This window comes from Streptomyces sp. NPDC051310 (assembly GCF_044455245.1).
Taxonomy (GTDB): Bacteria; Actinomycetota; Actinomycetes; order Streptomycetales; family Streptomycetaceae; genus Streptomyces.
Map to the genome: position 1 here is coordinate 218694 of NZ_JBITEO010000010.1, position 20467 is coordinate 239160.

Consider the following 20467-nt stretch of genomic DNA (forward strand, 5'->3'; position numbering starts at 1 on the left):
GGGTTCCGTACCGTGGAGGGGTGTACCGGTTCCTGACGACGCCCCGCTGGTGGGGGATCAACATCTTCGTGCTGCTGGCGATCCCGTTCTGCATATTCATGGGGACGTGGCAGCTGGGCCGGTTCGAGGACCGTGTCGACTCGCACCAGGAGGCGGAGGCCCACCGGCCCGGCCCGGGTGCGGGTCCCGGCGCGGCGAAGGCGGCGCCGCTGGACGAGCTGCTGCCGGTCACCAAGGAGACCTCGGGCCGCCACGCCACCGCGAGCGGGCGGTACGGCGAGCAGTTCCTGGTGCCGGGGCGCGAGCTGGACGGCCGGACCGGGTCGTACGTGCTGACGCTGCTGCGCACCGACGGCGGCAAGGCGCTGCCGGTGGTGCGCGGCTGGCTCCCGGAGGGCGGCCGGCCACCGGCGCCGCCGGCGGGTGAGGTCACCGTGACCGGCGCTCTCCAGGCGTCGGAGAACTCCGGCACCAAGGGCGTGCATGCGGCGGGCGGGCTGCCCGAGGGCCAGGTCGGCATGATCAGCGCGGCGTCGCTGGTGAACCTGGTGCCGGGCGACGTGTACGACGCGTGGGTGACGCTGACGGACGCCCCGTCGGGCCTCACTCCGGTGCCGGCGGCAGCGGCGGAGGGTACGGGGCTGGACCTGAAGGCGTTCCAGAACCTCGGCTACACGGGCGAGTGGTTCGCCTTCGTGGGCTTCGCGCTCTTCATGTGGTTCCGGCTGTTCCGCCGCGAGGCGGAAGCGGCCCGCGACGCGGCCCTCGGCCTGCCACCGGAGCCGTCCCCGGCCGCGGAGCCCGCGCAAGCTGTTCAGGCGCCGGAGCCGTCCCCGGCCGCGGAGCCCGCGCAGGCGGCTCAGCCCGCGGAACCCTCCCGGGCCGCCGAGCTGTCGTAACCCGCGGAACCGCCCCGGGCCGCCTGGTCCTGGCACCCCCGCGGGACTCCGCGAAGTCCCGCAGGCGGCGGGCGCTCCGGCCCAGCGGGCCCGGCCACAGGGGCAATGCCCTTGCGCAACCCTGAGGCGCCGCCCACCGCCGGAGCCCGCAGCTCCCGGAACCTCCCAGGCGCCGCGCGCCCCCGCAGCCCCCGGAACCCCGCAAGCACCGCGCGCCGCCTCAGCCGCCGCGGGCCGCCCGGCCGTCGTCCAGTCCTCGCCCGGCTCTCGTTACTCCGCCGGGCGCGGGGCGGTGTGGTACACCGTGCCCGCGCATGCGTGGGGGATCGTGGTCTCGGCCGCGGGGCCGCCCGCGTCCGGGGTGTAGGAGAGGGTGACGCTGCCCTCCGCCGGGGTGTCCTCCATGGCGAGCTGCGGCTGCGTACCCTCCGCTGCCGTGCCGGCGGAACCGCCGGAGGCCGTGCCGTCGCCCGGAGCAGTCGGGTCCGGTGAGGCGCCGCCGCCCGTCGGGGCCGGGCAGGTCTCGCTCGGCACCCAGGCGAACTGCACCTCGTACGCCGCCGACGCCTTCAGCAGCAGCGGCTCGGCCGCCTGCTGCGCGGGGTCGGGCAGGCCCGGCGCCCCGTCGCCCGCCGTGTGCTGGACCACCGTGATCCTGGCCGGGTCGGCCGCGCCGTTCGCCTGGCGGCCGACCGTCCCGTCGCCGCCGACCACGCAGTCGGTGCCGGAGACGTTGCCGACGCGGAAGGAGCCGTACACCGTGCCGTCCGCGTCCGGCTTGTCCGCCTGCGTCGCGGCCACGCCCAGCTGGGCGGCCGTGCACACCGGCGTGCTCGCCGGTACCGAGGTGGTGGGGTCGGCGGTGCCGCCGACCGTGCCGTCCGAGGCGCCGGAGGCCGAGTCCGTCGGCTCGTCCTCGCGGCCCTGCCCGCCGCTGCCGGCGCCGTCCGTGCCGTGGCCGCTGCCCCCGGGGCCGCCGCCGGGGCCGGCCTCGCCGCCCTCACCGCCGGTCGCCTCGCCCATGCCGCCCTGGGCCTCCTCGCCGTGCCCGGCGTTGACGGGGCGGTCGTCGGAGGTGCTGTCGGAGCTCGCGACGTGGACGAACGCGGGCACCGCCGTACCGAAGAGCAGCGCCGCCGCGGCCATGCCGACGAGCGCCTGCCGCTTGCGCGCCCGCCGCGCGGGGACCGCCCGGCGCAGGTGGTCGAGGGCACCGTCGGAGGGCCGCAGGTCCTCCACCGCCCCCTGGAACATGCGCCGCAGCGCCAGCTCGTCCCCGCCGAAACCGTCCAGGGGGTCGCCGCCGCGCTCGTCGTCGCCGTCGCCGTCGTTCACAATTCCGTTCCCAGTCCGGTCGTTCATCGGTCCGTCCGGCCCGTACCGCTCGAAGCTGTCCTCGTGCCGCTCGCTCATGCCGTGGCCTCCATGGCGACGCGCAGCGCCGCGATGCCACGGGAGCCGTACGCCTTCACCGAGCCCAGCGATATGCCCAGGGTCTCGGCGACCTGGGCTTCGGTCATGTCCGCGAAGTACCGCAGGACCAGTACTTCGCGCTGCCGGCGCTGCAGCCCGCGCATCGCCTTGATCAGCGCGTCGCGCTCCAGCTGGTCGTACGCGCCTTCCTCGGCGCTCGCCATGTCGGGCATCGGCTTGGAGAGCAGCTTCAGCCCGAGGATGCGGCGGCGCAGCGCGGACCGGGACAGGTTGACCACGGTCTGCCGCAGGTACGCGAGGGTCTTCTCCGGGTCGCGTACGCGACGCCGTGCCGAGTGGACGCGGATGAATGCCTCCTGGACGACGTCCTCGCACGAGGCGGTGTCGTCCAGCAGCAGCGCGGCGAGACCCAGCAGCGACCGGTAGTGGGCGCGGTAGGTCTCGGTGAGGTGGTCGACGGTCGTTCCCGCGGTCGTCGTCCCGGCGGTGGCGTCCTGGACGCCGTCGGCGCCGTCGGCGCCGCGCTGGACCGGTATGCGGGTGGTACGCCTAGCAGCGGGCATGGGGGCGATCACCGGCATGCCGCCGGGCTGACGGGGCCGCCGGAGCGGTCGCACCGTACTGCCGCCGGCCCGCAGGATCCCGGTGCCCGGCCCGCCGGTCCGCGCCGGTGCCCCGGCCGCCGGACCGCCGCGCAGCGGGGCCACGGCGCCGCGAAGCGGGGCCGCCGCTGTGATGTCGAGTACCTCTGCCACGCCTGTTGGACACGCTTCCCCCCGTCAGGGTTGTACGCGCACGCCACCGCTTTTGACGGTGCGTCGATTGCCCTCATGCGTACCCGCTCTTCCCCATTGCCCCATTTTCCGCGGCAGCACGCAGTGGGCGACCGCGGAGACGCTTCCCGCCCAACTACCGGTTGCAGCAAGGGGGAAGAGCATCCTCGAACATGCCATCGCCCCAGTTCAAGCGGTCCTGACCGAAGACTTGCTCACAGGGCGTTCACAGATCCTACAAAGTCCGTTGGTCAGTCCACCGACAATTCGGCGGCGATCGCCTCGGCGACCTGAGCGGCGTTCAGTGCGGCGCCCTTGCGCAGGTTGTCCCCGCACACGAACAGCTCCAGGGAGCGGGGGTCGTCCAGGGACCGGCGCACCCGCCCCACCCACGTCGGATCGGTGCCCACCACGTCGGCGGGCGTCGGGAAGTCGCCGGCCGCCGGGTCGTCGTAGAGCACCACACCCGGCGAGGTCGCCAGGATCTCGTGGGCCCGCGCGACGGTCACCTCGCGCTCGAAGCGCGCGTGTACGGAGACGGAGTGGGCGCTCACCACCGGCACGCGGACGCAGGTCGCCGCCACCTGGAGCCCGGGCAGGTCCAGGACCTTGCGGACCTCGTCGCGGATGCGCAGCTCCTCGGAGGACCAGCCGCCCTCCCGCGGGGACCCGGACCAGGGCACCACGTTCAGCGCGAGCGGGGCGGGGAAGGGCCCGGTGTCGTCACCGACGGCCCGGCGCACGTCGCCGGGGGTGGTACCCAGCCCCGTGACGGCACCGGAGCCGGAGCCGGAGCCGGAGGCCGCACCTGCGCCCGCCACGCGCGACAGCTGGGCGCGCAGGGCCTCGACACCGCCGCGGCCCGCGCCGCTGGCGGCCTGGTACGCGGAGACGACGAGCTCGCACACGCCGAACTCGGCGTGCAGCGCGCCCACCGCCACGATCAGCGCCAGCGTGGTGTCGCCCGGGCAGGCCACGATGCCGCGCGGCCGGGACCGTACGCAGTGCGGGTTGATCTCCGGGACGGCCAGCGGCACGTCCGGGTCGCCGCGGAAGGCCGGCGAGGCGTCCACCACGACCGCGCCCCCGGCGACGGCGACCGGTGCCCAGTGGGCGGCGATCTCCTCCGGTGCCAGGAAGACCGCCACGTCGGCGCCGGCCAGCGCCTCCGCCGAGAGCGCGACGACCTCGGTCTCCACGCCGCGCACGGCCTGCTTGTGGCCGGCCTGGCTCTCCTGGCCCCCGGCCTCGGGGACCGCGGAGGAGATCAGACGGATGTCGCCCCAGACATCGGCGCGCTGGGACAGGATCTGGAGCAGCACCGAGCCGACCGCTCCGGTCGCTCCCACGACCGCGAGCGTCGGCTTGCGGCGCGTCACCGCCCGGTGCCTCCGTACACCACTGCCTCGTCGGAGTCGGAGTCGAGACCGAAGGCGGTGTGGACGGCGCGGACAGCCTCGTTGACGTCGTCGGCGCGGGTCACGACCGAGATGCGGATCTCGGAGGTCGAGATGAGCTCGATGTTCACGCCCGCGTCGGACAGCGCCTCGAAGAAGCCGGCCGTGACGCCGGGGTTGGTCTTCATGCCGGCGCCGACCAGCGAGATCTTGGCGATCTGGTCGTCGTAGCGCAGCGATTCGAAGCCGATGACGTCCTTGCGCTTCTCCAGGGCGTCGATGGCCTTGCGGCCCTCCGCCTTGGGCAGCGTGAAGGAGATGTCCGTCAGACCGGTCGACGCGGCGGAGACGTTCTGCACCACCATGTCGATGTTGATCTCGTTGTCCGCGATGGTGCGGAAGATCGCGGCGGCCTCGCCCGGCTTGTCCGGCACCCCGACGACGGTGATCTTCGCCTCGGAGGTGTCGTGGGCGACACCGGAGATGATGGCCTGCTCCACCTTGCGGTCCCCTCGCGGTTCGTTGCTGACCCACGTGCCCTGGAGCCCCGAGAAGGAGGACCGGACGTGGATCGGGATGTTGTAACGGCGTGCGTACTCGACGCAGCGGTGCAGCAGCACCTTGGAGCCGGAGCTGGCGAGCTCCAGCATGTCCTCGAAGGAGATCCAGTCGATCTTCCGGGCCTTCTTCACGACCCGCGGGTCGGCGGTGAAGACGCCGTCGACGTCCGTGTAGATCTCGCAGACCTCGGCGTCCAGCGCGGCGGCCAGGGCGACGGCGGTCGTGTCCGACCCGCCGCGGCCGAGGGTGGTGATGTCCTTCTTGTCCTGGGACACACCCTGGAAACCGGCGACGATGGCGATGTTGCCCTCGTCCAGCGCCGTACGGATCCGGCCCGGCGTGACATCGATGATGCGCGCTTTGTTGTGGACCGAGTCGGTGATGACGCCCGCCTGGCTGCCGGTGAACGACTGGGCCTCGTGGCCCAGGTTTTTGATCGCCATGGCCAGCAGCGCCATGGAGATGCGCTCTCCGGCGGTCAGCAGCATGTCGAACTCACGCCCGGCAGGGATCGGGGATACCTGCTCGGCGAGATCGATCAACTCGTCCGTCGTGTCGCCCATCGCCGAAACCACGACGACCACCTGGTGGCCGTTCTTCTTGGCATCGACGATTCGCTTGGCGACGCGCTTGATGCCCTCGGCATCGGCAACGGAGGAGCCTCCGTACTTCTGCACGACAAGGCCCACGTGCGCTCCTCGCTCAGTCCGTTTGCGGTCAGCTCAGTTTAACGAGCGCCCGCCAATCGCCTCGCCCGAATCACATCGTGAGATGTCCCGCTCACGCGTGATCCGCACCCGGGGGCTCACGGCCGCTCGGGCTGGCACCTGCCCCTCCCCGTGCGGGGTACGCGCAATGTGGGGCGGGTCACGCCGCGGGTACGTACGCCAGACCGTGCGCGCCCGGTTCGCCGGACCTGCCCACCTCCAGCGTCGCGACCGCCGTCCCCGCCGCGAGGTCCACCACCGTCACCGTGCTCGACACGACCGCGGCCACGTACCCGTACCGCCCGTCCGGCGAGGAGGTGATCGTCAGCGGGAAGGCGCCCACCGGCACGCGTGCCGTCTCCGCGTGGTCCGCGCCGTCGTACACGCGCAGGACGCCCGGTGCCTGCCCGCCCAGCGCCGAGTCCCCCTCCGTCGTGCGCAGCTCGCCCGCCAGGACCAGGCCGGTGGCGGTCACGTGGACGGGGAAGACGTACCCGTCCGCGGGCAGGGTGCCGGCCACCGCGCCGGTCGCCGTGTCGACGATCCGCACGCCCCCGTCCCGCACCGGGCCGGCGGCGCCGAAATCGCCCTTGGGGCCAGCCACGTACAGGTGCCGTCCGTCCCCCGACACCGCGATGCCCTCGCTGCCGCCCGGGAGTGCGACGCGGTCGAGCAGCTCGCCCGACGCGAGGTCGAGGACCGAGACGAAGGGCGCCTCCTTGTTCGCCGTGCAGGCGCGCCGGCCGTCCGGGGTGATGACGAACCAGTGCGGTCCGGGCGCACCGGCCGGGACGCGCCGCACCGGTTCCCGGGTGTCCGCGTCCAGTGCGAGCAGGCCCCCGCCGACGTCGCCGTACGCCTCGACGCTCACCCACAGCAGGTCGCCCGACGGGTCCAGGGCGATCCCGTGCGGACCCCGCTCGGGCCCGAGGTCGACCACGTCGACCAGCCGGCGCGCGTCGGGGTCGATGACGGCCAGCTCCCGCGCCCGGCCGCCGTTGGCGTGGTAGTAGCCCGAGCGGTAGGTGATCGTGCAGTACAGCAGCCGCCGGGCCGCGTCGAAGCACAGCTCGTGGGGTTCCCGCGGGACGGCGACCTCGCCGAGCCGGTCGTGCGTCACCGCGTCGAAGAAGGACACGGTGGCGCCGCTCTGGCTCGCCACCGCCAGGACATCGTTCTGGTTCCGGGTCATGGGCTCAGCTTCCGCGAGGCCGGTCGGTTGACTCCAGTGCAATCCTGGCAAGGTGTCCTTGCGCCGGACGCAAAGAACGAGACCGTGTCGCGGCAGCGCGCGCCCGACCGTGAGGGGAGTCACACCATGGATGCGGCGGACCGGGCGGGGACTCGCGCCATGGATGCGGTGGACGGGACCGTGGGGGCCCTCGATCTGAACCTGCTCGTCGCGCTCGACGCCCTCCTCGCGGAGGAGAGCGTCACCGGCGCCGCCGCCCGCCTCCACGTGTCCGCGCCCGCCATGAGCCGCACGCTGGGCCGCATCCGTGCGGCGCTGGGCGACCCCGTGCTCGTGCGCGCCGGGCGGCACCTCGTCCCCACCCCGCGCGCGGTCGGGCTGCGGCCTCGCGTGAGCGCCGTCGTCCGCGAGGCGCGCGGACTGCTCGCCCCGGCGCCGGCCGCGGACCCGGCGGCGATGGTCCGCGCGTTCGCCGTCCAGTCGAGCGACCTGCTCCTGGCCGGGTTCGCCGCCCGGCTGATCACCGCCGTCGCCCGCGAGGCGCCGGGCGTCACCCTGCGCTTCCTCCCCGAGAGCCTGGAGGGCACGCCGGCGCTGCGCGACGGACGCCTCGACCTGGAGCTCGGTGTGATCGGGCACCCGGACCCCGAGACGCTGGTGGAGCCGCTCGGCGAGGTCCTGCTCCAAGCGGCCGTACGCGCGGACCATCCGCTGGCCACCGGCCGTACGAGGGTCTCCGCGCGCGCGTTCGCCGCCGCCGGCCACATCGGCGTCTCGCGGCAGGGGCGGGTGCGGGGCCCGGTCGACGAGGCGCTCGCCGCACGCGGGCTGCGGCGCCGGGTCGTCGCCGTCGTCCCCGGCTGGACCGCCGCGCTCCACCTGTGCCGCGGGACCGACCTGGTGTGCCTGGCCCCCGCCGGGACCGCCGCCGCGTTCGGCCTGCACACCTTCGAGGTCCCCCTGGACCTGCCGCCCCTGGCGCTCGGCATGGCCTGGCACCCGCGCAACGACGCGGACCCGGCGCACAGCTGGCTGCGCGACCGGGTCCGTACGACCTGGAATGCCTGATCCGCCGGGGGCCGGCCGGCGGCCCGCCGGCTACTTGCGGGTGCGGATCCCGAGCGGGCCCGCGATCTCCTGGACCATGACCCGGCCGGCCTCCTCCGCGAGCGCCTCCTCCGTGAGGTCCTCGTCCGTGTCCAGCCCGTCGAGCTCCTCCAGCGGCTGGTCCAGCCGCACGTGCGAGACCAGCGACTGCAGGGCGCGCAGGGTCGCCGAGGCCGTCGGGCCCCAGTTGGAGAAGTACGAGAACTGCCACCACCACAGGGCCTCGGTGGTGCGGCCCGCCCGGTAGTGGGCGAGGCCGTGCCGCAGGTCCATGATGATGTCGGCGAGGTTGTCGGAGATCCGGAAGGGCACGGGTGCCTTGCGCGGCTCGTACGGGTCGAAGACCTCCGAGAACACGTCGACCGGGTCGAGCATGGCCGCGAAGCGCATGCGCAGCTCGTCCACGTCCATGTCGGGGCCCGGGTCGGGCTCGTACCGCTCCTCGGGGACGATGTCCTCGTGCGCGCCGAGCCGGCCCCCCGCGAGCAGCAGCTGGGAGACCTCCAGGAGCAGGAAGGGGACGGCGCTGTCCGGCTCGTCGCCCTTGGCCACTTCCGTGGTGGCGACGATGAAGGACTCGATCGAGTCGGCGATCTGGACCGCGAAGCTGTCCGGATCCAGCGAGTGCGCGTGCAGAGTGGCGTCAGACATCGAGGAGTCGTCTCCCTTCGAACGCTCGCCCGAGCGTGACCTCGTCGGCGTATTCCAGGTCTCCGCCAACGGGGAGACCGCTGGCGAGGCGCGTGACCTTCAGACCCATGGGTTTGACCATCCGCGCCAGGTACGTCGCGGTGGCCTCCCCTTCCAGGTTCGGGTCAGTCGCCAGAATCAGCTCGGTGACCGTGCCGTCGGCGAGCCGGGCCAGCAGCTCCCGGATCCGCAGATCGTCCGGGCCCACGCCCTCGATCGGGCTGATCGCGCCGCCGAGCACGTGGTACTTGCCGCGGAACTCGCGCGTCCGCTCGATCGCGACGACGTCCTTCGGCTCCTCGACCACGCAGATGACCGCCTCGTCCCGGCGCGGGTCGCGGCAGATGCCGCACCGCTCCTCCTGCGCGACGTTGCCGCACACGGCGCAGAAGCGCACCTTGTCCTTGACCTCCAGGAGGGCGTGGGCGAGGCGGCGTACGTCGGTGGGCTCGGCCTGCAGGACGTGGAAGGCGATCCGCTGCGCGCTCTTCGGACCGACGCCGGGCAGTCTGCCCAGTTCGTCGATGAGGTCCTGAACCACGCCTTCGTACACGGGACGCCTCTCCTGGAGTGCTGTGATGCTTACGGTAGTTGCTCGGCGTACGGGTTAGAAGGGCAGGCCCGGCATCCCGCCCAGGCCCTGCGCGAGCGGGCCCAGCTTGGCCTGCTGCAGCGCCTGCGCGTTCTCGTTCGCGGCCTGGACGGCGGCGACGACGAGGTCGGCGAGGGTCTCGGTGTCCTCGGGGTCGACCGCCTTGGGGTCGATGACCAGGGCGCGCAGCTCACCGGCGCCGGTGACGGTGGCCTTGACCAGGCCGCCGCCGGCCTGGCCGTCGACCTCGGTCTGCGCCAGCTCCTCCTGGGCGCGGGCGAGGTCCTGCTGCATCTTCTGGGCCTGCTGGAGGATCTGCTGCATGTTGGGCTGGCCGCCACCGGGAATCACGGGCACTCCTGGCACTTCGACGATGAGTATTCGGTATGCCGAGCCTACGTGGTCGCCGGACGGTGTGCCGCATCCACGGGCCTCCACTCGTCCGGGTGAAAAACGGGCGTGCCTTCTACCCGATCAAGACCCTCTTGCGGGCGGAAATACCGGGAATCCAGGCCGCCCACCCACCATTCGGCGGTAGGAAGGGGGCATGCGCACCCCGCGCACCGTAGGTCACCGCACGTCACGTCATCGATATGTCACGTTGAGCGCAGAGGAGTGCCCCGGTGAGCCAGCCGGAGATGCAGCCCGGGGGCCCGGCCCGGGGGGAGGGCGACAGCCCGGAGGGGTACGGCGGCGACCTGACCGGACGGCCGTTCCCGCTCGGTGACTGGGGCGAGCCGGCGCAGCGGCTGGACGAGCTGTACCGGTGGGTGGAGAGCAATGCGCTGCGCACGGCCGAGTGGTACCTGTCGGACCGCGTCTGGAAGCGCCGCTGCGCCCGGGCACTGCGGGTCGGTACGGCGCTGGGCGCGGTGGTCGGCGCCGCGCTACCGCTGCTGGGTCGGTGGGAGTGGGGGTACGTGTCCCTGCTGGTCGCGGCGGCGTGCGTGATCGGCGACCGGTACTTCGGACTGACCTCGGGGTGGATGCGCGACGTGGCGACGGCGCAGGCGGTGCAGCGGCGGCTGCAGGCGCTCCAGTTCGACTGGGCGTCGGAGAGTGTGCGGGAGGTGCTGGGCCCGGCGGAGGGCACGGCGAGCGAGGCGGCGGAGCGGTGCCTGGGGGTGCTGCGGCGGTTCGCGGAGGACGTGACGGAGCTGGTGCGCGCCGAGACGGCGGACTGGATGGTGGAGTTCCGCTCGGGCGCGGCCCCGCTGGTGCTGCAGTCCACGCTCCCGCCCCCTGCGCGCACGGACGCGCCGCCCTCCCCCGGCCGCTTCCCCCTCCCGCCGGGCACCCGCCCGAACATGCCCCGGCAGCGGCCCCCGGAGCCGCGGTAGCGCCCGCCGCGGCCGCCGCGGGTCCTCGGGCCGGAGCCGCCGCGACCGGGGCTCAGCGCACCAGCGCGCGGACCAGACGGCGCAGAGGCCCCCCGCGCCGGGCCGGTGCGGCGGCCCCGGGAGCCGGCGGCGCGGCGGCGGCCGGAGCGGGCGCGGCGGCACGAGCGGCAGACGTGGTGGCGGCGGCCGGTGCGGGCGCCGCGGGACGAGCGGCCGGCGCGGGCGCGTGCCGCGGCCGCGGTGTCCACGGTGGGACCACGCCCTGCGGCTTGAGGCGGACCAGCGGGGCGCCCGCGACCGACTCCACGGTGTGCCGGACGTCGGTACGGGGCTCCAGCCGGCGCAACAGGGCCTCCCGCGCCGGTGCCGGGTCGCCCCAGGTGCCGTACAGCTTGGTTCCCGTCAGGCACACCACGCGCAGGCCGCCCGCGGCGACCGCGCCCCAGACCGCCGCGGCGACGCCGGGGCAGTGCTCGGCGCGGTAGTCGTCGAACGCGACGATGCCGTCCGGGGCCAGCAGCTCCCGGGCCGCCTCGACGTCGCCGCGCACGTGCTCGTAGAGGTGCGAGGCGTCGACGTGGACGAAGCGGCAGCTCGCCGCAGGCACCCGGTCGGTGATCACGGACGTGGGGCCCTGGACCACCGTCGGCAGGGTGTCGTGGAAGGCGAGGTAGTTGGTCTCGAAGGCGCGGCGCGTCAGCGAGGCGTAGGACCGGGCCATCTCGGCGCCGTTCGGCTCGTCCGGCGCCGGGGCGTCGAACAGGTCGCACACCGTGAACCGCTCCCCCTCGCCCCGGTAGAAGCCGGTGTAGATCGCGCTCTTGCCCAGGTAGGCCCCGAGCTCCAGCAGGTCGCCGCGGACACCCGCGTCCCGCTGGACGGTCAGGATCCAGTCGAACAGCAGCTGGTCCACGGGGGCGAACCAGCCCTTGACGTCTTCGTACCGCGCAGGGGTCTGAAGGGACATGTCCCGAAGTCCTACCGGGCGCAGGTGTCCGCGGCCTTACGCCCGGCTGAAGAGGTCCGGCCGGACCGGCCGGGACACCCGCCGCTCAGCTGAAGATGATCATCGAGCCCTGGCCGAGGCTCCGGGTGGCCGCCGCGTGCAGCCCCAGCCACACGTGCCGCTCCCGCGCGAAGGGGCTCGCGTCGTACGGGATCGGGCCGGCCGGTTCCTCCAGGGCCGTCGGACGGGCCGGCGGCAGCGGCGCCGCGGGCGGGTTCGCCGGGTCGATGCCGATCGAGGGGGCGACGTACTCCAGTTCCCGCAGCAGACCCTGCGCCGAGCCCAGCGGGCCTCCGCCGGCGAGCAGTTCGTCGGTGGACAGCGGGGCCGGGAAGTCGACGGGGACGTACGCTCCCGCGTGGTCGTAGTGCCACACCAGGTGCGACTGCTGGGCCGTCGACTCGAACATCTCCAGCAACTGCTCGTAGTCGCCGCCCAGTTCGTCCACGGGCGTGACGGCGAGTCCGCAGATCTGCAGCAGGTAGGCGCGGCGCAGGAAGTGCAGCGCGTCGTAGTCGAAGCCGGCGACGGGCGCCACGTCGCCCGACAGGCCCGGCATGTAGGCGAAGACGGGCACCGTGGGCAGACCGGCCTCGGTCAGCGCCTTGTCGTACGCGGCGATCTCCTCCGCGAAGGGGTTGTCGGGGCTGTGGCACAGCACGTCGACGAGCGGGACCAACCACAGGTCACAGGCCAAGGGAGACTCGCTCTCCTCATGAGGGTCGGGCACGGCGAACGTCAGGGAAGCCTAGTTGAGCACCGGGAGCGCACGGCCTCGGTGCAGGTCCCATACCCACGCACCGGCGATCCGCTCACCAGGCTGCCCCAGAAGCTTGGACACGGTCTCGTAAAGCGCCGCGTCGTTGAACTGCGGCGGCAGCACGACCACGCCCGCCCGCCAGTACTCCAGGTCCCGGCGGGCCTGGGCCCGCCACTCCGGGCCGATGCCCGGCACGCGGCCGCTCCACCGCACCTCGCGCAGCAGGTTGGAGGTGTGGCGGGGCACCGGCCCGTAGATGCCCACGCGCTCCGGGCCGTAGGGGCCGTTGAAGTACCCGCCCGGCAGCGGGAAGCGGAAACCGGTCGTCGCCTGCCAGTGCAGCGCGTCGGCGCTGCCCGGGTCGGGCAGCGGTACCGGCACGAGCGTCTCGCCCGGGCCGACGTAGTGCTCCCAGGCGCCGTACGCGATGAAGGCGGGGACCGCCGCCCGCTCCCGCACCGGGTAGGGCGTCGGCAGGATCGGCAGCAGCGCGAGCGCCACCGCCGCGAAGCCCACGACGCGGTTGGTCCGCGACCGGGACGCCGCGAGCCGGTCGGCGGCCAGCGCCACCAGCATCCCGAGGACCGGGGCGCAGATCATGGCGACCCGCGACTCGATGACCGACTCGAACAGCGGCTTGTCGGCGAGCAGCCGCCACGGCCCCGGGACGATCACGTCCGTGTACGGGATGCGGACGCGCGGCCCGAGGGACAGCAGCGCCGCGCCCAGCGCCGTACCGGTCAGCGCCTTCACCAGGGGCAGGTGCCACAGCCGTACGACGACGGCGAAGGCGAGGGCGACGAGCGGCCAGCCGTAGAAGGCGTTCTGCTCGGTGCGGTTCATGGCGAGCTTGTCGGCCGTGGCCTCGTCGCCGAGGAGGGACCGGCCGGCGAACTCCAGGAAGGCGAGCGGGCCGTTGCCGGCGTTCGGGCCGTGCAGCACGCTGTGGTAGCTCTGCGGGCCGAAGAACTGCCAGTACAGGGGGAAGGCGACCAGCGGCAGGCAGACCGCGAGGGCCACTCCCAGGCCCTTGGCCAGCGGCCGCCACGCGGCCCGCGCGACATCGCGGCGCGCGAGCGCGTACGACAGGGCGAAGAGCAGCATGCCGACGGCGGCGAGCAGCAGCGGCTCCTCGCCGAGGAAGATCTGGTACGTCGCGAGGAGTCCGAGCAGCACCCCGTCGCGCACCACCGCGCGGCCTTCGCACAGCCGCAGGGCCCGGTCGACGAGGAGCGGCATCATGAAGAGCAGCAGGAAGTTGGGGTGGGCGTTGCCGTGGGAGATCATCGGCGGCGCGAAGGCCGCCAGCCCGGCGCCGGTGGCGGCCGCCCACCGGTTGTGCGCCACCCTCCTGGCGAGGAGCCAGTACCAGGAGCACGCCGTCGCGGCCAGGCCCAGGGTCAGCACCAGCGCCCAGGTGACGGTCGGCCCGAAGGCGAGCGTCACGGGCGTGAGGGGGACGGACAGGCCCAGCATGACCGTGTTGGCCATGAGGTTCACGCCGTCGGGATGGTTCTGGGCGGTGGTGAAGAGCGGGTTGCGCAGGTGGGTGACGTTGTCGGCGGTGACGGCGAAGAACCACTCCCACTGGTTCTGGTCCTGGCCCGCGTCGGCCAGGTACGCCCGGTCCAGGTCCGCCCACAGGCCCCGGTAGAGGAGCACGGAGGCGAGGAGGAACAGCCCGGCGACGGCCAGGTCGGTCCGGCGCACGGTGCGCGCCCGGAGCCGCACCAGTTCGCCCAGCACGCGCGCGTAGTCCAGCGGCGTCACCTTGGAGCCCTCCTGGTGGGCCCAGCGCACCGGCACCTCCGTCACCGGCCAGCCGGCCTGCCGGAAGAAGCGCAGGATCTCGACGTCGATGCCCCACCCGTCCAGCCGGGAGTCGGCGAACGCCGCCCGCGCCTTGTCGCCGTCGAAGAGCTTGAAGCCGCACTGGGTGTCGCGCACCCCGGGGACGGCGACGGCCCGTATGAGGCGGTTGCCGAGGCGGCCGAGCCACTCGCGCAGCCGCCGCTGGTGGATCTCGATGCGGGACTCGGGGTGCGCGCGGGAGCCGATCGCGGCCGCCGCGCCTTCGGCGGTGAGCTCCTTGTCGAGCCGGTCCAACTCCTCGACGGGTGTGGCCAGGTCGGCGTCGGTGACCAGGACGCGGCGGCCGTAGGAGGCGAGGACACCGCGCCGCAGGGCGTGGCCCTTGCCGCGGTTGGCCGGGCCCGCGGTGATGACGTGGACGCGCGGCTCGTCGGCGGCGAACTCCCGGGCCACCCGCGCGGTGTCGTCCGTGGAGCCGTCGTCGACGACGATGACCTCCCAGTGGCCCCAGCGGCCGGGATCGGCGGACAGGTGGGCGCGGATGGCGTCGAGGGTGGGGCGCAGCCGCGCCTCCTCGTTGTAGGCGGGGACGACAACGCTGAGGTCGGTCACCGCTGACGACCGTCCGGCCGGTGTGCGGGGCCCGTCCGCTCCAGGTGGTCGGCCCAGGCCAGCGCGTGCGCGTTGTGCGCGTCGATGGCCTTCGTCACGGCGGCCGGGTCCCCGGCCGTGACCGCGTCGACCAGGTCCTCGTGGCCGCACCACAGCCAGGTGGCGGCCCGGTCGTCGGCGCGCAGGTGGGGGACGGCGAAGACCCACGCCTGGACGCGCAGCCGGTGGAGGAACTCGGCGACGTAGCGGTTGGCCACGAAGCCGCTGAGCTCGCGCCAGAACCGCAGGTCGTAGCCGATGAGGACGTCGAGGTCGCCGGCGCGCGCCGCGCGCGCCGCCTCCTCGGCCCGGCGGCGCACCGACACCAGTGGAGCGCCCTGGACGGCCTTCACGTGGTCGGCCAGCCGCTGGAAGAGCCCGTCCACGATGAGGGCGCGGGCCTCGACCATGCCCCGGTAGTCGTCCACCGAGAACCGGTGGACGCGGAAGCCCTTGTGCTGGTCGGAGTCGAGGAGGCCCTGAGCGGCCAGGTCGACGAGCGCTTCGCGTACGGGTGTCGCCGACACCCCGTACTGCTCGGCGATCTGTTTGACGGTGAACTCCTGGCCGGGTTGCAGACGCCCCGCGAGCACCTCGTCACGCAGCGCGTCCGCGATCTGCTGACGCAGAGTGCTGCGGGTCACAGCTCCGCTCGCGGGCATGGCTTCTGGCCCCCTCCGTCCGGTTCCGGACACCTTAAGCCAGCCGGAGGGGGCGCACGGAGGTGGTCACACGATGTGCTCGTCGGCCACGGCGAGCGCCGCGTCGAGGGCGGCGAGGCCCTCCTTGGCCTCGGCCTCGGTGATGTTGCAGGCCGGGACGGCGTGGGTGCGGTTCATGTTGACGAAGGGCCACAGGCCGTTCTTCTTGCAGGCCGCGGCGAAGGCGGCCATGGGGGCGTTGGCCTCGCCGGTCGCGTTGTAGGGGACGAGCGGCTCGCGCGTGTCCCGGTCGCGTACGAGGTCCAGCGCCCAGAAGGCGCCGAGGCCGCGCACCTCGCCGACCGACGGGTGGCGCTCGGCGAGCTCCCGCAGGCCGGGGCCGAGGACGTGCTCGCCGAGGTGGGCGGCCCGCTCGACGACCTTCTCCTCCTCCATCACCTGGATGGTGGCGACCGCCGCGGCGCAGGCGAGGGGGTGGCCCGAGTACGTCAGGCCGCCCGGGTAGGGCCGCTTGTCGAACGTCGCGGCGATCTCGGCGGAGATCGCGACGCCGCCGAGCGGCACGTAACCGGAGTTGACGCCCTTGGCGAAGGTGAGCAGGTCGGGTACGACGCCGAAGTGCTCGGCGGCGAACCAGGCGCCGGTGCGGCCGAAGCCGGCCATGACCTCGTCGAGCACGAGGACGATGCCGTACCGGTCGCAGATCTCGCGGACCCCGGCGAGGTAGCCGGGCGGCGGCGTCATGATGCCGGCGGTGCCGGGGACGGTCTCCAGGATGATCGCGGCGACCGTCTGCGGGCCCTCGAAGGTGATGGTGTCCTCCAGGTGCTGGAGGGCGCGCTCGCACTCCTGCGCCTCGTTCTCGGCGTAGAACGGCGAGCGGTAGAGGAAGGGCGCCCAGAAGCGCACCACGCCGGCGGAGGCGGTGTCGGAGGCCCAGCGGCGCGGATCACCGGTGAGGTTGATCGCCGTGGAGGTGGCGCCGTGGTACGAGCGGTAGGCGCTCAGGATCTTGGGACGGCCGGTGTGCAGCCGGGCCATGCGGGCGGCGTTCTCGACGGCCTCGGCGCCGCCGTTGGTGAAGAAGATCTTGTCGAGGTCGCCGGGGGTGCGCTCGGCGATGAGGCGTGCGGCCTCGGAGCGCACGTCGACGGCGAAGGCGGGCGCGAAGGTGGCGAGCCGCCCGGCCTGCTCCTGGATCGCGGCGACGACCCTGGGGTGCTGGTAGCCGATGTTGGTGTAGACGAGGCCGCTGGTGAAGTCGAGGTAGCGGTTCCCGTCGTAGTCCCAGAAGTACGCCCCCTCGGCGCCGGCGACGGCGAGCGGGTCGATCAGGCCCTGGGCGGACCAGGAGTGGAACACGTGCGCGCGGTCGGCGGCCTTGACGGCGGCACCGGCCCGGGGGTCGGGGGAGGGGGCGTGATCGGCATGAGGGGTCATGCGGGCCAGGGTAAGGACGGGCAGGTGGGCGGCGGTATGGCCATCTTGTATGGCGGAAGGCGCGGGGGTCGGCAGGGTGTCGGGGCACGGACGGCCGGACACCCTTCCCATTGACAGCATCCTGTCGATGTGACAGTATTCTGTCATAGCTGGAACGATGGGTACGCACGACGGAACACGGCGACAGCCGCAGGCTCAGGAGGCCACGATGGCCGGCACCACCGCACCGAAGACCGTTCACCTCGCCGTCTACGACACCTACGCCGACTGGGAGACCGGGCACGCCACCGCCTGGCTGGCCCGCGGCGGGTACGACATCCGCACGGTGGGTTTGACCACCGAACCGGTCACCACCACCGGCGGTCTGCGCATCACCCCGGACCTCGCGCTGGCCGACCTGCGCGCCGAGGACAGCGCCCTGCTCATCCTGACCGGCGCGGACCTGTGGGACACCAGCGACGACCTGGCGCCCTTCGCCGCGGCGGCGCGCACCTTCCTGGACGCCGGCGTGCCCGTCGCCGCGATCTGCGGCGCCACCGCCGGGCTGGCCCGGGAGGGCGTGCTCGACGACCGCGCCCACACCAGCGCCGTCCCCTTCTACCTCTCGGTCACCGGCTACCGCGGCGGCGAGCACTACGTGGAGGCGGACGCCGTCACCGACGGCGACCTCATCACGGCCGGCCCCACCGAGCCGGTCGCCTTCGCCCGCGAGGTCCTGGCCCGGCTCGGCGTGTTCGAGGGCGCCAAGCTGGACGCCTGGTACCGGCTGTTCCACGCGTCGGACCCCGCCGCCTACGAGGAGCTGAACGGGTGAGCGCCCTCACCGGACCCGACCGCGCGCGGCAGGACCTGCTCACCGGCACCGCGCTCGCCGTCTTCCGGCTCAACGGCCAGTTGCTCGCCGTCTCGGAGAAGCTGGCCCGCCCGGCCGGACTCACCGCGGCGTGGTGGCAGGTGCTCGGCGCCGTCCTGCGCGAACCGCTGCCCGTCGCGGGCATCGCCCGCGCCATGGGCATCACCCGCCAGAGCGTGCAGCGCATCGCCGACCTGCTGGTGCGGGAGGGCCTCGCCGCGTACGTCCCCAACCCCGCGCACCGGCGGGCGAAACTCCTCACGCCCACCGGGCCGGGGCGGGACGCCATCGCCCGGATAGACCCGGGGCACGCGGAGCTCGCGGCCCGGCTCGCCGCCGAGCTGGGCGAGGAGGCGTTCGCCGAGACCGCGCGGGTGCTGGAGCGCCTGTCGCAGGCCCTCGACGCCATCACGGACGACGCCGACTCCCCGGGGTAGGGTGGGGACTTCGGCATCGGTACGACCCAGGAGGTGAGACCCATCAACGCCACGTCAGGCCGGGTGCTCACCTCTCACGGCTCGTAGGGACACAGGACCCCTCGGGAGCACCCGCAGCTCCCGAAAGGCTTTCCCATGGCTCCGCACTCCGCGTCCCGCCCCGCAGGCCCCGCGCACCCCGCCGCCCCCTCCGCCTCCGCCGCTTCTTCCGTCACCGCTCCCGCCACCTCCTCCGTCACCCCTTCCGTGACCCCTGCCGTCGTCGCCCGGCTCCGCGCCGCGGGCTGCGTCTTCGCCGAGGAGGAGGCGGAGTTGCTGCTGTCCGCCGCCCGGTCCGCCGGCGAACTCGACGCGATGGCCGGGCAGCGGGCCGCCGGCCGCCCGCTGGAGCACGTCGTCGGCTGGGCCGTGTTCCGCGGGCTGCGGATCGCCGTCGACGACGGCGTCTTCGTGCCGCGCCGCCGCACCGAGTTCCTCGTCGAGCGGGCCGAGGAGCTCGCACGGCCCGGCGCCGTCGTCGTCGACCTGTGCTGCGGGTCCGGTGCGCTCGGTGCCGCGCTCGTCGCGGCGGTCGACGGCGCCGAACTGCACGCCGCCGACATCGACCCGGCCGCCGTGCGGTGCGCCCGCCGCAACGTCGCCGCGGCCGGCGGCCGGGTCCACGAGGGCGACCTGTACGCGCCGTTGCCGCGGGACCTGCGGGGCCGCGTCGACGTGCTGCTCGCCAACGTGCCCTACGTCCCCACCGGGGAAGTGGAACTGCTGCCCGCCGAGGCGCGGGTGCACGAGGCGCGGGTCGCGCTCGACGGGGGCGCGGACGGGCTGGACGTCCTGCGGCGCGTGACCACCGGGGCGGCGGCCTGGCTGGCACCGGGCGGGAGTCTGCTGTTCGAGACCAGCGAGCGCCAGGCCGCCGAGGCCACGCGGATCACCGCGGCCGGGGGCCTCACCCCGCGGGTGGAGCACTGCGAGGACCGCTACGCCACGGTGGTCATCGCGACGCGGCCGCGGGAACGCCGACAGGAGCCGCCGTCACGGGAGCGGCCCACGGGAGCCGGTCGGTGAGGTACGAGCCGGGCCGGTACTCGTAGGCGTACCCGTGGCTGTACGCCGTCCCGATCCGGCCCGCGGTCGAGTAGACGCCGTGCACCAGCACGAAGTCCCCGGCGCGCACCTGCACCTGGAGCGAGAGGTCGAGCCGCTCGCACCCGGCGGGCAGGTCCGCCTTGCGCAGCTCCAGCGCGTTGGGCATGGTCCGGTGGTGCTCGGCCGCCGAGATCCGGGCGTGGCTGACCGGCCCGCGCAGCGGCGGGCCGCACACGCCGCCCGCCGGGTCCACCGGCTGGGCCTGCACCCAGGTGGACACCTCGCTGTACTGATGCGACCCGATGGGGCAGACCCGGTAGGGCGTCTGCCGCTTGCAGGTGGACAGTTGGGCGTCCTGCCGCACCGCCACGGCCGGCCGGGTCGGCGACACGGGCTCGTACGTCCGCTCCAGGGCGACCGCCGTCGCGCCCGGCGCCACCACGTCCCACGCGTGCTGCACGGGGTCCAGCGTGGCGGGCAGCACCCAGTGCGCGACGCCCTCGTGGCCGGCCTCCGCGTGCAGCACCACCCGCCCGGTCAGGGAGGTGACCCGAACATCCGTGCCCACCGGGGCGTTGCTGGAGTAGAAGTCCACGGCCACCGTGCACGTGTAGGCCTGCACGCCCGAGGTGTGCGGCGCCTCGAACACCCAGCGGACGGCCGGCTCCACCGTCTCGTTGAGCACGGGCACGATGTTGTTGCCGTAGTGGGCGCCGTTGGGCTTCTCGTCCGAGGCGCAGAACAGCCCGGTCGTCGTGCCGAGATAGTCCCGCCCCGTCAGCGGTTCGACGGTCCGCATCGCGAACCGGTCCGCGTGCAGGACGTACCGCTGCCCGGGCGCCGCGGCGAGCCGCACGCTCGCCCCGGGCACGTCCCGGTACCCGCCCGGTTCCAGTACGTCGGTGAACACGGTCACGGTCGAGTCGGCGGCCCGCGCCGATCCCGGTGCGTGCAGCCCGCCCGCCAGCGCGATCAGTCCGGCCCCCAGGGCCCACAGCGTCATCCGGATCACGCCGGGCGCAACGCGCGCGCGGGCCGCAGGTCACCGGCCGATAGGCCTCTTGGCCT

The 20467-nt window shown here is 73.9% G+C and carries 20 protein-coding genes; 6 read left to right on the top strand and 14 right to left on the bottom strand.

Translation table 11 applies throughout. The features are described from left to right. Positions 1-20 precede the first annotated feature (20 nt). Entirely contained in the window at positions 21-899 is an 879-nt protein-coding gene (locus tag ACIA79_RS17320; protein WP_399429114.1) for an SURF1 family protein, read from the top strand. A 270-nt stretch (positions 900-1169) separates the two neighbouring features. Here the strand turns inward: ACIA79_RS17320 and ACIA79_RS17325 are convergent, their stop codons facing one another. The 5 genes from ACIA79_RS17325 to ACIA79_RS17345 form a co-directional block, all read right to left on the bottom strand. Continuing rightward, positions 1170-2312, bottom strand: coding sequence for a hypothetical protein (locus ACIA79_RS17325; RefSeq protein WP_399429115.1), 1143 nt, complete (start codon positions 2310-2312; stop codon positions 1170-1172). Continuing rightward, positions 2309-3088 (bottom strand): SigE family RNA polymerase sigma factor, encoded by a 780-nt coding sequence (locus ACIA79_RS17330; protein WP_399429116.1) that lies wholly within the window; start codon positions 3086-3088, stop codon positions 2309-2311. The genes ACIA79_RS17325 and ACIA79_RS17330 overlap by 4 nt, the downstream gene beginning before the upstream one ends. A 269-nt stretch (positions 3089-3357) precedes the next feature. Then, the gene (locus ACIA79_RS17335; protein WP_399429117.1) at positions 3358-4485 is read right to left on the bottom strand and encodes an aspartate-semialdehyde dehydrogenase; all 1128 of its coding nucleotides are present in this window, start codon (positions 4483-4485) and stop codon (positions 3358-3360) included. Continuing rightward, positions 4482-5753 carry an aspartate kinase gene (locus tag ACIA79_RS17340; RefSeq protein WP_399429118.1) on the bottom strand — a complete coding sequence of 424 codons (1272 nt, stop codon included), beginning with the start codon at positions 5751-5753 and terminating at the stop codon, positions 4482-4484. The genes ACIA79_RS17335 and ACIA79_RS17340 overlap by 4 nt, the downstream gene beginning before the upstream one ends. Before the next feature lie 178 nt (positions 5754-5931). Then, complete coding sequence (locus tag ACIA79_RS17345) at positions 5932-6963, bottom strand: YncE family protein (RefSeq protein ID WP_399429119.1); 1032 nt, start codon at positions 6961-6963, stop codon at positions 5932-5934. 159 nt (positions 6964-7122) lie between these two features. Here ACIA79_RS17345 and ACIA79_RS17350 point away from each other — a divergent pair, with 159 nt between their 5' ends. Next, positions 7123-8031 (top strand): LysR family transcriptional regulator, encoded by a 909-nt coding sequence (locus tag ACIA79_RS17350; RefSeq protein ID WP_399429120.1) that lies wholly within the window; start codon positions 7123-7125, stop codon positions 8029-8031. A gap of 30 nt (positions 8032-8061) precedes the next feature. Here ACIA79_RS17350 and ACIA79_RS17355 read toward each other — a convergent pair whose 3' ends face one another. The 3 genes from ACIA79_RS17355 to ACIA79_RS17365 are packed head-to-tail and all read right to left on the bottom strand — an operon-like array spanning position 8062 to position 9703. Then, positions 8062-8721 carry a DUF5063 domain-containing protein gene (locus ACIA79_RS17355; RefSeq protein ID WP_399429121.1) on the bottom strand — a complete coding sequence of 220 codons (660 nt, stop codon included), beginning with the start codon at positions 8719-8721 and terminating at the stop codon, positions 8062-8064. After that, a complete protein-coding gene (gene recR, locus ACIA79_RS17360; RefSeq protein ID WP_031077643.1) occupies positions 8714-9313 on the bottom strand; it encodes a recombination mediator RecR in 600 nt (199 codons plus the stop codon). The genes ACIA79_RS17355 and recR overlap by 8 nt, the downstream gene beginning before the upstream one ends. Positions 9314-9367: 54 nt before the next feature. Further along, the gene (locus tag ACIA79_RS17365; protein WP_078887963.1) at positions 9368-9703 is read right to left on the bottom strand and encodes a YbaB/EbfC family nucleoid-associated protein; all 336 of its coding nucleotides are present in this window, start codon (positions 9701-9703) and stop codon (positions 9368-9370) included. Positions 9704-9975: 272 nt separating this feature from the next. On the opposite strand from ACIA79_RS17365, the gene ACIA79_RS17370 reads away from it, so the two are divergent. Continuing rightward, positions 9976-10692, top strand: coding sequence for an SLATT domain-containing protein (locus tag ACIA79_RS17370; RefSeq protein ID WP_399429122.1), 717 nt, complete (start codon positions 9976-9978; stop codon positions 10690-10692). Between the two features lie 52 nt (positions 10693-10744). Here ACIA79_RS17370 and ACIA79_RS17375 read toward each other — a convergent pair whose 3' ends face one another. The 5 genes from ACIA79_RS17375 to ACIA79_RS17395 form a co-directional block, all read right to left on the bottom strand. After that, positions 10745-11659 carry a class I SAM-dependent methyltransferase gene (locus ACIA79_RS17375; protein WP_399429123.1) on the bottom strand — a complete coding sequence of 305 codons (915 nt, stop codon included), beginning with the start codon at positions 11657-11659 and terminating at the stop codon, positions 10745-10747. 85 nt (positions 11660-11744) lie between these two features. Then, positions 11745-12395, bottom strand: a complete 651-nt coding sequence (locus tag ACIA79_RS17380; RefSeq protein ID WP_399429124.1) for a hypothetical protein — start codon at positions 12393-12395, stop codon at positions 11745-11747. Between the two features lie 51 nt (positions 12396-12446). Next, positions 12447-14882, bottom strand: coding sequence for a dolichyl-phosphate beta-glucosyltransferase (locus ACIA79_RS17385; protein ID WP_399429126.1), 2436 nt, complete (start codon positions 14880-14882; stop codon positions 12447-12449). After that, positions 14879-15583: a GntR family transcriptional regulator gene (locus tag ACIA79_RS17390; RefSeq protein WP_399429127.1), complete on the bottom strand. Its 705-nt coding sequence runs from the start codon at positions 15581-15583 to the stop codon at positions 14879-14881. Before ACIA79_RS17390 ends, ACIA79_RS17385 begins: the two co-directional genes overlap by 4 nt. A gap of 66 nt (positions 15584-15649) precedes the next feature. After that, positions 15650-17023, bottom strand: a complete 1374-nt coding sequence (locus ACIA79_RS17395) for an aspartate aminotransferase family protein (RefSeq protein WP_399429128.1) — start codon at positions 17021-17023, stop codon at positions 15650-15652. A 208-nt stretch (positions 17024-17231) separates the two neighbouring features. On the opposite strand from ACIA79_RS17395, the gene ACIA79_RS17400 reads away from it, so the two are divergent. From ACIA79_RS17400 to ACIA79_RS17410, 3 genes are all read left to right on the top strand, one after another. Then, a complete protein-coding gene (locus tag ACIA79_RS17400; RefSeq protein WP_399429130.1) occupies positions 17232-17837 on the top strand; it encodes a DJ-1/PfpI family protein in 606 nt (201 codons plus the stop codon). Next, complete coding sequence (locus ACIA79_RS17405) at positions 17834-18313, top strand: MarR family winged helix-turn-helix transcriptional regulator (protein ID WP_399429131.1); 480 nt, start codon at positions 17834-17836, stop codon at positions 18311-18313. Before ACIA79_RS17400 ends, ACIA79_RS17405 begins: the two co-directional genes overlap by 4 nt. A gap of 135 nt (positions 18314-18448) precedes the next feature. Further along, entirely contained in the window at positions 18449-19378 is a 930-nt protein-coding gene (locus ACIA79_RS17410) for a putative protein N(5)-glutamine methyltransferase (RefSeq protein WP_399429132.1), read from the top strand. Here ACIA79_RS17410 and ACIA79_RS17415 read toward each other — a convergent pair. After that, a complete protein-coding gene (locus ACIA79_RS17415) occupies positions 19305-20402 on the bottom strand; it encodes a hypothetical protein (RefSeq protein ID WP_399429133.1) in 1098 nt (365 codons plus the stop codon). The two genes, ACIA79_RS17410 and ACIA79_RS17415, sit on opposite strands and share 74 nt — an antisense overlap. Between the last annotated feature and the right edge of the window lie 65 nt (positions 20403-20467).

Coding starts and splice junctions, on each gene's coding strand:
- ACIA79_RS17350 (WP_399429120.1), top strand. CDS start 7,123: ATGGATGCGGTGGACGGGACCGTGGGGGCCCTCGATCTGAACCTGCTC.
- ACIA79_RS17375 (WP_399429123.1), bottom strand. CDS start 11,659: ATGTCCCTTCAGACCCCTGCGCGGTACGAAGACGTCAAGGGCTGGTTC.
- ACIA79_RS17410 (WP_399429132.1), top strand. CDS start 18,449: ATGGCTCCGCACTCCGCGTCCCGCCCCGCAGGCCCCGCGCACCCCGCC.
- ACIA79_RS17390 (WP_399429127.1), bottom strand. CDS start 15,583: ATGCCCGCGAGCGGAGCTGTGACCCGCAGCACTCTGCGTCAGCAGATC.
- ACIA79_RS17395 (WP_399429128.1), bottom strand. CDS start 17,023: ATGACCCCTCATGCCGATCACGCCCCCTCCCCCGACCCCCGGGCCGGT.
- ACIA79_RS17345 (WP_399429119.1), bottom strand. CDS start 6,963: ATGACCCGGAACCAGAACGATGTCCTGGCGGTGGCGAGCCAGAGCGGC.
- ACIA79_RS17400 (WP_399429130.1), top strand. CDS start 17,232: ATGGCCGGCACCACCGCACCGAAGACCGTTCACCTCGCCGTCTACGAC.
- ACIA79_RS17415 (WP_399429133.1), bottom strand. CDS start 20,402: ATGACGCTGTGGGCCCTGGGGGCCGGACTGATCGCGCTGGCGGGCGGG.
- ACIA79_RS17325 (WP_399429115.1), bottom strand. CDS start 2,312: ATGAGCGAGCGGCACGAGGACAGCTTCGAGCGGTACGGGCCGGACGGA.
- ACIA79_RS17355 (WP_399429121.1), bottom strand. CDS start 8,721: ATGTCTGACGCCACTCTGCACGCGCACTCGCTGGATCCGGACAGCTTC.